At 40.5% G+C, this 12,764-nt stretch carries 12 protein-coding genes; 10 read left to right on the top strand and 2 right to left on the bottom strand.

The genetic code is table 11. The annotated features are described in order from the left end of the window. Window positions 1-71: 71 nt before the first annotated feature. From pdxH to ppk1, 3 genes are read left to right on the top strand one after another with little or no spacing between them, the layout of a single operon-like run. Window positions 72-719, top strand: a complete 648-nt coding sequence (gene pdxH, locus F2B13_RS06085) for a pyridoxamine 5'-phosphate oxidase (RefSeq protein WP_149276384.1) — start codon at window positions 72-74, stop codon at window positions 717-719. Window positions 720-775: 56 nt separating this feature from the next. After that, the gene (locus F2B13_RS06080; RefSeq protein ID WP_149276383.1) at window positions 776-1,261 is read left to right on the top strand and encodes a SixA phosphatase family protein; all 486 of its coding nucleotides are present in this window, start codon (window positions 776-778) and stop codon (window positions 1,259-1,261) included. Beyond that, window positions 1,262-3,346, top strand: coding sequence for a polyphosphate kinase 1 (gene ppk1 / locus F2B13_RS06075; RefSeq protein WP_149276382.1), 2,085 nt, complete (start codon window positions 1,262-1,264; stop codon window positions 3,344-3,346). A gap of 43 nt (window positions 3,347-3,389) precedes the next feature. On the opposite strand, the gene miaE is transcribed toward ppk1, so the two are convergent. Next, on the bottom strand, window positions 3,390-3,971 hold the full coding sequence (gene miaE / locus F2B13_RS06070; RefSeq protein ID WP_149276381.1) for a tRNA-(ms[2]io[6]A)-hydroxylase: 582 nt from the start codon (window positions 3,969-3,971) through the stop codon (window positions 3,390-3,392). Between the two features lie 174 nt (window positions 3,972-4,145). On the opposite strand from miaE, the gene F2B13_RS06065 reads away from it, so the two are divergent. The 7 genes from F2B13_RS06065 to F2B13_RS06035 are packed head-to-tail and all read left to right on the top strand — an operon-like array spanning window position 4,146 to window position 10,918. Further along, window positions 4,146-5,003, top strand: a complete 858-nt coding sequence (locus F2B13_RS06065) for an EboA domain-containing protein (RefSeq protein WP_149303599.1) — start codon at window positions 4,146-4,148, stop codon at window positions 5,001-5,003. Window positions 5,004-5,005: 2 nt separating this feature from the next. Then, complete coding sequence (locus F2B13_RS06060) at window positions 5,006-5,914, top strand: TatD family hydrolase (RefSeq protein WP_149276379.1); 909 nt, start codon at window positions 5,006-5,008, stop codon at window positions 5,912-5,914. After that, window positions 5,915-6,814: a UbiA-like protein EboC gene (eboC, locus tag F2B13_RS06055; protein ID WP_149303597.1), complete on the top strand. Its 900-nt coding sequence runs from the start codon at window positions 5,915-5,917 to the stop codon at window positions 6,812-6,814. It abuts the gene before it with no gap. A 10-nt stretch (window positions 6,815-6,824) separates the two neighbouring features. Then, window positions 6,825-7,985, top strand: coding sequence for a 3-dehydroquinate synthase (locus tag F2B13_RS06050; protein WP_149276377.1), 1,161 nt, complete (start codon window positions 6,825-6,827; stop codon window positions 7,983-7,985). A 1-nt stretch (window position 7,986) separates the two neighbouring features. Next, window positions 7,987-9,186 carry a metabolite traffic protein EboE gene (gene eboE, locus F2B13_RS06045; RefSeq protein ID WP_149303595.1) on the top strand — a complete coding sequence of 400 codons (1,200 nt, stop codon included), beginning with the start codon at window positions 7,987-7,989 and terminating at the stop codon, window positions 9,184-9,186. Beyond that, window positions 9,183-10,562: an alkaline phosphatase family protein gene (locus F2B13_RS06040; RefSeq protein ID WP_149303593.1), complete on the top strand. Its 1,380-nt coding sequence runs from the start codon at window positions 9,183-9,185 to the stop codon at window positions 10,560-10,562. Before eboE ends, F2B13_RS06040 begins: the two co-directional genes overlap by 4 nt. Beyond that, window positions 10,559-10,918, top strand: a complete 360-nt coding sequence (locus F2B13_RS06035; RefSeq protein WP_149276374.1) for a transmembrane 220 family protein — start codon at window positions 10,559-10,561, stop codon at window positions 10,916-10,918. The genes F2B13_RS06040 and F2B13_RS06035 overlap by 4 nt, the downstream gene beginning before the upstream one ends. On the opposite strand, the gene F2B13_RS06030 is transcribed toward F2B13_RS06035, so the two are convergent. Beyond that, on the bottom strand, window positions 10,907-12,730 hold the full coding sequence (locus tag F2B13_RS06030; protein WP_149303590.1) for a DNA polymerase III subunit gamma/tau: 1,824 nt from the start codon (window positions 12,728-12,730) through the stop codon (window positions 10,907-10,909). The two genes, F2B13_RS06035 and F2B13_RS06030, sit on opposite strands and share 12 nt — an antisense overlap. Window positions 12,731-12,764 lie beyond the last annotated feature (34 nt).

Genomic DNA, 12,764 nt, shown 5'->3' with positions numbered 1-12,764 from the left:
ATTGCTATTTACACTTCGCTAATTCTTTTCTTTTACTGAAATTTGAAATGCATTTAATTTTGAATGATAATATGCAACAAGACTTGGGTGATTATCGGAAATCATATAGGAAAAGTGAGCTTACCGAAGACACTATTTCCTCTAATCCAATGGAGCTCTTTCAAAAATGGTTCTATGAAGTAGAAGGTTCGAACGGTATAGATGAACCTAATGCCATGACCGTCTCCACCATTGGTTTAGACGGCTTTCCCAAAAGTAGGGTAGTCTTGCTTAAGAAATTCACGTATGAAGGTTTCATTTTCTATACCAATTACAAAAGCGAAAAGGGTAGGTCTATTGCCAATAACCCGAGGATATGTGCGTCATTTTTTTGGCCCAACTTGGAGCGTCAGGTCATCATAAAGGGTAAGGCTGAAAAGGTGCCTGAAAATCTATCCGATGGATATTTTGAATCTAGACCTGAAGGAAGCAAATTAGGGGCTTTGGTTTCTGCCCAGAGCGAGGTTATCCCATCTCGTGAATATTTAGAAAACGAACTTAAGAAATTAGAGCAAAAGTTTGAAGGTAAACCTATAGAACGCCCTAATTATTGGGGTGGGTATATTATTAAACCTGCCTCCATGGAATTTTGGCAAGGTCGACCGAACCGTTTGCACGATCGAATTCGATTTACATTGTTAAAAAACTTCGATTGGAAAATAGAGCGGTTGGCTCCTTGAAGGGGAGCGATTTTGGATGGCTTTCAAAGCATCCTACATCAAAAATTTTGAATGGTATGAAAACATTGATACTGGTCCGCCATGGAAAATCTTCATGGGAAGATAATGTAAGTGACAAAGATAGGCCTTTAAAGGAAAGAGGGGTGAATGACGCTCTTCTAGTGTCTGCAAAACTGAGAAATAAAAATTTGAACATAGATGCGGTCTTTTCAAGCCCTGCCAATAGGGCGCTTCATACCTGTATGATTTTTTTAAGACAGCTGGAGTTTCCGTTTTCTGGTCTTGAGATTGTAGAAAATCTATATGATTTTTCAGGTGAAAGCGATTTAAATTTCATCAAATCTCTCGATGATTCATTGAATGTAGTTATGGTTTTCGGCCATAACCATGCTTTTACCCAGCTTGCCAATTCCTTGGGAAATATTTATATTGAAAACGTTCCGACTAGTGGGGTAGTACACTTGAAATTTGATGTTGATCAATGGGAGGCCATAGAGGAAGGAACTACAGTAGCAACAATTTTCCCCAAACAATTAAAATAAATGATCAAAGTAAAAAATCAATATATAAATCGAGAAATAAGCTGGCTTCGTTTTAATGAACGAGTCTTACAAGAATGCGAGGATGAAAATGTACCTCTCATTGAACGTCTCCGTTTCTTAGGCATATTCTCGAATAATCTCGACGAGTTTTTCAAGGTGCGCTATGCTACGGTTAAACGAATTGTCGATGCCGGAAAGACAGGAAAAAGTGTTTTGGGAGGGGAGAAGGCCAAGGACTTACTAGAAGAAATCACGAAAATTGTTATCGATCAACAGAAGAAAAGCGTAGACATACTTAAAGAGATCGAAAGAGAACTGGAGGAGCAAGACATTCACCTGTTGAATGAAACGGAGCTTTCCCAAAAACAAGGCGATTTTGTAAAAAGGTATTTTATAGAGAAGGTGAGTCCTCAATTGATGACTATCATCTTAAACGACCTAGCCGAATTTCCGATGTTGAAGGATACGGCCGCCTATCTTGCTATAAAAATGATTTTAAAGAGTGATGATCGCACGAAAAGAACCTATGAAAAACGGGAAAAAAGATATGCACTAATTGAAATACCCAAGGGAATCGATCGTTTTGTGGTATTGCCCAAAGAAGATAATCAGGATTATATCATCATTCTTGATGATGTTATCAGATATTGTCTGGATAGTGTATTTCCCATGTTCGATTATAAGTCGATATCGGCTCATATGATCAAGATCACACGAGATGCCGAACTCGATATCGATAACGACTTGAGTAAAAGTTTTATTGAGAAAATATATTCAAGTGTTGAACATCGAAAAATTAGCGACCCGGTTCGCTTTGTGTATGATAAAAGTATTGAAAAGGATACGCTTGAGTTTCTTAAAGATAAAATGGAGGTCGAAGAGACCGATAGCATAATACCTGGCGGAAGATATCACAACAAGCGTGACTATATGGGCTTCCCCAGTTTGGGTAGAGATGATTTAATGTATGAAAAAATAGTTCCTTTGCCCGTCAAAGGCTTGAATCTCGAGGGTAGCCTTTTAGAAAAGATTGCGGAGAAAGACTATTTGCAGTACGCACCGTATCACACGTTTTCCTATGTGTTGAAGTTTTTAAGGGAAGCCGCTCTAGACCCGAAGGTGAGGTCTATAAAAATCACTGTGTATCGTCTGGCGAATGATTCTCAGGTCGCCGCTTGTCTTTCAAATGCAGTGAAAAACGGAAAGCAGGTTACCCTTCAGATCGAATTGCGCGCTCGTTTTGATGAGCAGGCGAATATTAGGTATGCAGAACAACTGCAGGCAGAAGGGGTGAAATTAATTTTTGGGGTTCCAGGTCTCAAAGTACATAGTAAAACCTGCTTAATAGAGCGCGAGGAGAATGATGAGATCAAGCGTTATGGCTTTATTAGTACCGGAAATTTTAATGAATCGACGGCAAGAATCTATACGGATTATACTTTGTTTACTGCAAACAAACCCATTCTAAAAGAACTCAACAAAGTATTCGACTTTTTTGAGACCACCTATAAAATTAATAAATACAAGCATTTAATAGTTTCGCCGCATTACACCAAGCGCTTTTTCAAGAAGTTGATAAATAAGGAAATTGAAAATGCAAAGGCTGGAAAAGAGGCCTGCATAAAAATAAAGATGAACAGTTTCACCTCTTACGAAATGGTCGATAAACTCTATGAGGCTAGTAATGCCGGGGTTAAAATTCAATTGATTGTTCGCGGAATTTGTTGTCTGATTCCTGGAGTTCCAGGCATGAGTGAAAATATCGAAGCGATTAGTGTGGTAGATAAGTTTTTGGAACATCCTAGACTTTTTATTTTTTGTAACGATGGGGATACAAAGGTTTTTATATCGTCCGCAGATTTTATGACCAGAAATTTGGATAATAGGGTCGAGGTGGGGTGCCCGATTTACGACGAAGAAATCAAACAAGAACTCATCGACACTTTTGAGATTTCATGGAAAGACAACGTAAAAGCTAGGGTATTTAACGAGGCACAAGACAACGCTTATAGAAAGAATGACGAGCCCAAGTTAAGATCGCAATTCGCCATGTACGACTACTATGTCGAAAAGCTAGAATCCTGAGCCATGGGGTTGAAAATAAGCTTTATATCTTGCTCTAGATATCTTAGCCGTGGACCGTTTCTTTTTTGCTGAGGTTTTTCATTATCTCAGCTTCATATTCGAGTAGACTCTCCCATTTTTCATCGACCTTTATGCGATTGCCGTACTGTCTTGCGAATTTTAAAAACATGGTGTAGTGGCTGGCTTCACTAATCATGAGCTTGTGATAAAAGTCGGCCAGTTCTTTATCTTTCAGCTCTTCCGAAAGCAACCGAAAGCGTTCGCAACTTCGGGCTTCGATTAAAGCGGCATACAATAGCCGGTGTACCAATTGATCGGTACGGCTTCCCCCTTTTGGAAAGTATTTCATTAATTCAATGACATATTCGTCTTTTCTGTCTCGACCAAGAGACTTTCCACGGGCAATGATTCTGTCATGTACCATTTTAAAATGTCCCATTTCTTCCCGGGACAGTGCAATCATTTCTTCTACAAGATCCGTATATTCAGGAAATCTAATAATCAAAGATATGGCCGTGCTCGCTGCCTTTTGCTCACAATAGGCGTGATCTGTCAAAATCTCGTCAATATTCTTTTCCACTATATTGACCCATCTGGGGTCGGTCGGAAGCTTTAATCCTAGCATACTTTTCTGTTTTTGTAAAATTATAAAGAATCTTTTAACTCTTCTAAAGCGAATTTGTTCGGTATTGGGCTTCCGATTCCCTATTTAATAATTAGATTTGTATAAAGCCCATAAAGAAGCTCTATAATTAATTATAATTGCGGCCGATAGGCCTTTCTCGAGTGAAAATAGTGTATGGAATTTACTGATATTAACCACGATCTCGAACGATTACTTAAAGAAAATCTCGATGATAAAGTGTGGTCATGGCTTATGGCCAAGCTTAAGTTGATTACAGCATCGAACGCTACAAAGGAACTTTATTTGACCTATACGCTTTTGGCGAGCAAAGTTGATAAACGGGATTCCTTAAAGTATACTTCGAACAACAAGGTTTTAGAAAATTATCTAAGGGAACAAAGCGCTGGTCTTCTTGAAGTCTCGAGAATATATTTGCTCTCAAAGGTGTTATGGAACGATGAGCCCTTCTTCAGGTCGAAAGTGGCTAACCTAATTCAGGTAGCTGACACCAGTGAACTTGAAACCTTCTTGAAATTTTTGGTTTTGCTCCCCAATGCCGAGAATTATAAAAACAGTGCTGTAGAAGCATTGCGAACTAATATTTCAACGGTATTCGATGCGATTAGTTTGAACAACCCGTATCCTGGAGATTATTTTAACGACCAGCAGTGGAACCAAATGTATTTGAAGGCGGCTTTCATGCAGCGGGACTTATCTAGTATAATGGATATTGATAGAAGGGCCAATAGCGATTTGGCCCGTATTATATCTGATTATGCTCATGAAAGATGGGCAGCATCTCGGCATGTCGATCCCTTGTTTTGGCGGCCGGTCACTAAGTTTTTGAACGATAACCTTCTTAAGGATATGGAACGTTTACTGAACAGCGATGACCCTCGGGAAAATGGGGCTGGGGCCTTATGTTGCTATTTTTCGGATGATAAAAAGGCTAAAAACTTATTAAAAAAATACCCCGAATTAGAAGACCAAGTTGCTTCTGGAAAAATAACTTGGGAAAATTTAAAACATTGAATATGAGCGATAAATTAATGATAATCGATCCCCACGTGCATATGAGTTCACGTACGACCGATGACTATGAGGCTATGGCGGATGCGGGTATAGTAGCGATAATTGAACCCTCATTTTGGTTGGGCCAACCACGTACGCAAGTTGGGTCTTTTCAAGATTATTATAGCAGTTTGGTCGGTTGGGAACCCTTTCGGGCAAGTCAGTTCGGCATTAAACATTATTGTACGATTGGCTTGAATTCAAAAGAGGCCAATAATGAGGCTTTAGCCGAACAGGTAATCGAGCTCTTGCCCTTATATCTTCACAAGGAAAACGTGGTTGCAGTTGGTGAAATCGGTTATGATGATCAAACGCCCGCCGAGGATAAGTATTTTCGAATGCAATTAGACCTGGCCAAAGAACTTGATATGGTCGTACAGGTACATACCCCACACCGCGATAAAAAGGCAGGTACCCTAAAAAGCATGGAGGTCTGTCTCGAACATGGCTTAGATCCTTCGAAGGTGGTCATCGATCATAATAATGAAGAAACAGTAAAAGATGTGCTCGACAAAGGCTTTATAGCCGCATTTACCATTTATCCAAAAACAAAAATGGGTAATGAGCGAATGGTCGAGGTCGTTAGAAAGTATGGTAGTACCAATATTATTGTCGACAGTTCTGCGGATTGGGGTGTTAGTGACCCCTTGGCAGTTCCGAAAACGGCGTCCCTTATGCTAAAAAAAGGAATTTCCAGAGAAGACGTAGTAAAGACCTGCTACCAAAATGCTTTGGATATTTTTGGCACGAATGGAAAGATGAAGGAAGAAGATTGGCTGAATCCTCAAGGGATCAACCAAACCAAATTGTACAATGACAATAGCGTTTTGCGTGGTCAAGAGCCTAAGGTCGATGACGACCAAATTAAATAAATGAATACAGTACTGTTAGGTTATGCACGCTTGGCCAGACCTGCCAACCTACCTACGGCAGCGGCCGATATTCTCGCAGGTGTGGCGATAGCTGGTGTGTTCGTTATTTCTGGGTCCGGCCAAGGGGGATCTATTCTTTTTCTTCCGGTGCTTTTATTGGTTTTGTCATCCATATTTCTCTACGCCGGCGGAGTTATTTTTAACGATGTTTTTGATTTGAGTATAGACCGTATTGAACGCCCTGAAAGGCCTATTCCCAGTGGTATAGTTCCTTTGAAAGCCGCTGCCGTTTATGGCACTGCCGCCATGCTTATAGGTATTGTTCTTGCTTTTTGCGTGGGGCGTCTATCCGGAATTATTGCCTGTATGTTAACATTTTCCATTCTCATTTATGACTCCTTGGCTAAAAAAAGTGATCTCTTGGGACCCTTGGTTATGGGGCTCTGCCGCGGATTGAACCTTATTTTGGGCATATCGGTTTTAGGTAGTCTCGATTTCTGGTGGATGGCCATTGTTCCGATAGTATATATTTTTGCCATTACGTTGATTAGTAGGGGCGAGGTTCATGGAGAGAATAAAAACCATATAGTTTTGGCAGGAGTTCTTTACGCTACCGTTATCTTTGGAATTCTTGCTATTTCCTATTTTTATACGGATTCTATGTTGATGACGTTATTGTATATATTGGTTTTCGTTATTATGATCTTTAGGCCATTGGTTCGGGCATATTCCGAAAACTCGCCCGCAAATATAAAAAAGGCAGTCATGGCAGGTGTTATAAGTCTTATTGTTTTAGATGCGGCCATTGCGGCTACCTTTTCAATATGGTGGTACGGTCTTGTAATCTTGGCCCTTTTACCACTATCCATCGGCTTGTCAAAACTTTTTGCAGTTACTTAATCGAATTGAAATGTTCAAACCTATAATCCAAAACTTTACAGTTACCTATCAATACGGACTTCATTTTACGGAGGGACTATTCAATCCAGAAAATACCTTATTGAAGGATATTGTCAAGACTTATAAAGATGAGCCGGTAAAGCTACTTTTTGTTATTGACGATGGCGTATCGAAAGCCCACCCTAATTTGGTGGCGTCCGTTGAATCATATTGTGATACCTACCAAGAGAATCTCAAACATACCTCTAGTATCATCGTTCAGGGAGGAGAAGAAAGTAAGAACGACCAATCGTTGGTAACAAAAATTTTAGGGGAGATTAACGAACGTGCAATTTGTCGCCATTCTTTTGTTGTGGTTATAGGAGGAGGTGCCGTAATAGATATGGTAGGTTTTGCGGCGGCAATTGCCCATCGCGGAGTCAAGCTGATCCGAATTCCAACAACAGTGCTTTCACAGAATGATTCTGCCGTAGGTGTAAAGAATAGTATTAACTATTTTGGTAAGAAGAACTTTATTGGAACCTTTGCCCCTGCCTTTGCCATCATAAATGATACGGATTTTTTGACCACTCTAGATCAACGAGATTGGATAGCTGGTATTGCAGAAGCATTAAAGGTTGCTTTGATCAAGGACGCTGATTTCTTTGAATACATTGAGAAGCATGCATTTGAATTGAGAAACCGGAATATGGAGGTGATGCAATATACGATCTACCGTTGTGCGGAGATACATATGCAGCATATTGCTAAGGGAGGTGACCCTTTTGAGAGCGGTTCTTCCAGGCCTCTTGATTTTGGCCATTGGTCGGCACATAAACTTGAACAAATGACAAATTATACCTTAAGACACGGCGAGGCCGTTGCAAAAGGTATTGCTTTAGATGTAGCTTATTCAAAACTGATAGGCCTTATTAAAGAAAAAGACCTACATCGGGTCGTCTCGGTTTTTGAGAATATAGGTTTCGACCTACATTTTCCCATTACCGCCAAAAGTGAGATGGACGAGCTCTTGAAGGGTATAGAAGAGTTTAGGGAACACCTCGGGGGAAAACTTACGATTACTTTGATTTCAGAAATAGGCAAAAAAGATGATGTCCATGAAATCGATATAAATATTATGAAAAAGGCCTTAAATTTGATAAACGAATCCTCCAGATCTAAAGTAGAATAGCTTGCGTATACATAAAGATTTTCAACTTACTTATTGCACCAATATTCATCCGGGCTTCGATTGGACTACCACTTTTGATAGTTTAAGAAAGCACGTCCCCACAATTAAAAAAAAGGTAGCTCCTAAAAAACCTTTTGGCCTAGGCTTGCGTCTTTCCAACAAGGCCAGCGAAGAACTTGGTCAGGGTCAGAATCTGGCGCAGTTTAAATCGTGGCTGGCCGATAATGAGGTCTATGTGTTTACTATGAACGGCTTTCCCTATGGAAATTTTCATGACGAGCGTGTAAAGGAAAATGTACACGCTCCTGATTGGACTACCGAAGAGCGGGTAGTTTACACGAAACGCATGTTCGATCAGTTGGCCAGTCTTTTGGTAAAGGAAATGTCGGGGGGTATATCGACTTCTCCAATTAGTTATAAGTTTTGGCATGAAACACCGGAAGCAGCACAAAAGGCATTTACAATTGGGGCACAGAATTTGGCAGAAGTAGCGCTTCACCTCTATCAACTGGAAGAAAAATCAGGGAAATACCTTCACCTGGATATTGAGCCCGAACCTGACGGCATGTTAGAGAACAGTGATGAAGTGCTTCAGTTCTTTTCCGAATACTTACTACCTATCGCAGGGCCTATCTTGAAAAAAAGCCTGAATAAAAATGAAACCGAGATAAGTGAAATCATTCTCCGATACATTACCGTCTGTTACGATATTTGCCATTTTTCACTAGCGTATGAAGAGCCTGAAGACAGTTTTAGGAAGTTCGAAGGGGCAGGCATCAAAATTGGAAAAATTCAGGTCAGTGCAGCTCTAAAAATTTGTGATAACCCTTCAGGCAACGAGGACATTTGGAACTCGCTCTCGCTTTTTGATGAGCCAACGTACTTGCACCAGGTTACGGAAAAGTTGAACGGAAAGGTTAAAACCTACAACGACCTTCCGATGGTATTGAAGAACAAACCTGACTTTGAGGAATTGAGGGCCCATTTTCACGTTCCGATTTTTATGGAAAAATTCGAAGTGCTTTTTTCGACACAAGACCATATTTTGAAGGTCATTGATTATCTGCATACACACCCGGTCTCGGAACATCTTGAGATAGAGACCTACACTTGGGATGTTTTACCCATTGACTTAAAGAAAGAACTTGACGCTTCGATAATTAGGGAAATCGAATGGTTTGTAAATGCATTTAAGGCATGAAAAAAACCGTAGTCATCAATGTAGTAGGATTGACGCAGCGCCTTATCGGTGAACACACCCCTTTTGTAGAATCTTTTTTAAAGAAAGGGAAATCGGCTTATATTCAGCCTGTGATTCCGGCGGTGACGTGTACGGCACAATCGACCTATCTTACCGGAAAAATCCCTGCCGAACATGGCATTGTGGGCAATGGATGGTATTTTAAAAATGAATGTGAAGTTAAGTTTTGGCGGCAGTCGAACAAGCTTGTCACTGGGGAAAAAATTTGGGAAAAACTTAAAAAGATAGACCCTGACTTTACATGTGCTAACTTATTTTGGTGGTATAACATGTATTCCACGGCCGACTATAGTGTCACGCCGAGACCGAATTACTTGGCCGATGGTCGTAAGATACCCGATATTTATTCCCATCCGGCGGAATTAAGGGACACGTTGCAAACAGAATTGGGCACTTTTCCACTTTTTAATTTTTGGGGGCCTAAGACTTCCATAAAATCCAGTGAGTGGATTGCAAAATCGGCTATTCGTACCGATGAAATCCATAATCCAACCTTATCGTTGGTCTATTTACCACATCTTGACTATAACTTGCAACGGTATGGTATCGACTTTAAAAAAATTAAGAAGGACCTAAGGGAAATTGATAGGGTCGTTCAACAATTGGTCGAGCATTTTCAAAAGCGAAATTCCCGTATAATCTTGCTCTCCGAATATGGAATTACAGATGTCGAAAACCCAATTCACCTTAATAGAATTCTGCGCTCCAAAGGATATTTGGCCATTCGTGTCGAACGGGGTTTAGAACTTTTAGATGCAGGTGCGAGCGCTGCCTTTGCTGTGGCCGATCACCAAATCGCCCACATTTATTTGAACGACTTGTCGATTAAGTCGTCGGTGAAGTCGTTGATAGAGAGCATTTCAGGAGTTGAAAAAGTACTCTCCGACGAAGAAATCGAAGAAGCGGGTCTCGCGCACGAACGTTGTGGGGATCTGGTGGTATTGGCCGATGCAAATTCTTGGTTTACCTACTATTTTTGGTTAGATGATGATAAGGCACCAGATTACGCTAGAATGGTAGATATTCACAAGAAGCCCGGTTATGATCCAGTAGAGATGATGACCGATCCTAAAGATAAACTGGTCATGGCCAAGGTTATGGGAAAGCTTCTCAAGAAAAAATTAGGCTTTCGAACCGTACTAGATATTATTCCCTTGAACGCCGGGTTAATTAAAGGCTCCCACGGAAGAATTCCTGAAGACAAGGCCGACTATCCCATCTTGATTACGGATGATGTAAACGCCACATTTAATGACGAAATTGAGGCTACCGAAGTCTTTTCTATATTAGAAAACCATCTGACCGCTACCTTATGAATGTTTTTTTTAAAGCGCTGTCCATTATATTTGCTCTTCTGTTCATTTGGGCTGCCTACCTGCAATACAATGATCCGGATGCTCTGCTTTGGTATGCTATTTATGGTGTTGCCGGTTTGGGTTCGATTCTCTTTGCGGTGAATAGATTGGGTCTTTTTTTGGCTTTGATATTATGTTTGGCCTATTTGATCGGAACGGTTGCTTTATGGCCAGAAAGGTTCGAAGGTTTTACTATAGGCCAGGGTGATATCGTAAATATCGAGCGTGGCCGTGAAGCTTTTGGCCTATTGATTGTAGCCCTTGTATTTTTAATGTACGGCCTTCGTATTTATTTCAGCAAAAAATCAAAGGTCTAAATCAAACGTTTTCCGAAGTAAATCGATAGTTGGATTCTTTTCACGTAATTTTTCATATTTCTCGGCAGGGGTAAAGGCAAACTTTTTGGCAGTTTCCTCATTTACCGTAATCTTCAAGTCGATAAAGTAGTTGTTCAATTTCGACTTCAAATATTCCATCAGATCGTATTGCTCCCTTTCGACTTCCTTTTTCATGGTACTGTTGGGAAGTTCTATCCAAATTGTAGTATCCTTCAATAATTTTGGAACATCCGCATTGAGATTGGATGCCAATATCTTTTGACCTCTTGAATCGATTTCGTCAACAAAATTACTCCAATGCTGCTGTAGGTCTTCTTCAACAATCGGTGTTCGAGGCAGTTCGGTTTCGTCTGGAACATCGTTTTTTTTATTGAGTTCATGCGTTTTTTTGGCTTTCAAACTCGAAATGGATAACCCTGATACACGCTTGGTCACTTTAATTTCGGGCTTGGATACCTTAGAAGTTTCGGTTTTGGGTCTTTCTGTTACGATCGAACCTGAATGGTCTGAAAATGAATCCGAATGATTAGCGAGGGGCTCTTCTTCTATTCGTTGTTTTCTTGTAGGGCTGGGTGAAGGCTCCTTCTCCTTTTCCACAGACTGACTTTCAACGGTTGTCGGCACTGGTTTTTCCGGAACTTCATAAGCAACAAAGTTTTGATGATAAAAAGATGCAGGGGCAATATAATCAGCCGTCGGTCCGCTTAGGGCACTGGATTCAGAATTTTTTTTTTCTCCAAAATCTATGGAGGCCAATTTCATAAGGGTAAGCTCGACCAACAGTCGTTGATTTTTACTGGTCTTATAGTTGAGGTCGCAATTATTGGCTAAATCTAAAGCCTTAATGAGAAAACTGTTCGAAGTTTTTTTCGATTGTTCTAAATACAGCTTTTTGGCATTTTCGCCCACCTCCAGCAAATCGATGGTATCTTGGTGTTGGCATACCATCAAATCTCGGAAATGAGAGGCCAAACCGTTGATGAAATGGTGACCATCAAAGCCGTACGATAAAGTTTTATTGAAGAGTAAAAGTAATTCGGGTATACTATGTTTCAATATTAAATCGGTAGCCGCAAAATAAGTGTCATAATCGAGCACATTCAAGTTTTCGGTAACCGCTTTTCTGGTTAGCTGTTTCCCGGAAAAACTGACGACCCTGTCAAAAATCGAAAGGGCGTCGCGCATGGCACCATCGGCTTTTTGGGCAATGATGTGCAACGCATCGTCTTCGGCTTCTACACCTTGGTTATCCGCAATGTATTTCAGGTAGGCAGCAGCATCCTTTACCGATATCCGTTTAAAATCAAAAATCTGGCACCGTGATAATATGGTGGGAATAATTTTGTGTTTTTCGGTGGTAGCCAGAATAAAAATGGCATGTTTTGGAGGCTCTTCCAGCGTTTTCAAAAAGGCATTGAAGGCCGATTGGGAAAGCATATGTACCTCGTCGATAATGTATACTTTATACTTTCCCACTTGTGGTGGAATACGTACTTGATCGATGAGATTTCTAATATCATCAACGGAATTGTTAGAAGCGGCATCGAGTTCGAAGATATTGAAGGCAAAATCTTCATCTTTTCTTTCAGTACCATCTTGGTTGATTTTTTTTGCTAAAATTCTGGCACAAGTAGTTTTGCCGACACCCCTTGGCCCACAAAATAAAAGTGCCTGGGCGAGATGGTTGTTCTCAATGGCATTGGTGAGCGTATTGGTTATCGCCTCTTGCCCCACAACATCCTTAAACGTTTGGGGTCTGTATTTTCGAGCCGATACAATAAAAGGTTCCAAAAATTCTACTTTGAAAGGTACTTACCTGTTTCTA

It is taken from the genome of Pareuzebyella sediminis, from assembly GCF_008367235.1.
In the GTDB taxonomy this organism is placed as follows: domain Bacteria; phylum Bacteroidota; class Bacteroidia; order Flavobacteriales; family Flavobacteriaceae; genus Pareuzebyella; species Pareuzebyella sediminis.
The sequence above is the reverse complement of the archived record's forward strand: the minus strand, read 5'-3'. Positions and strand labels throughout refer to the sequence as shown.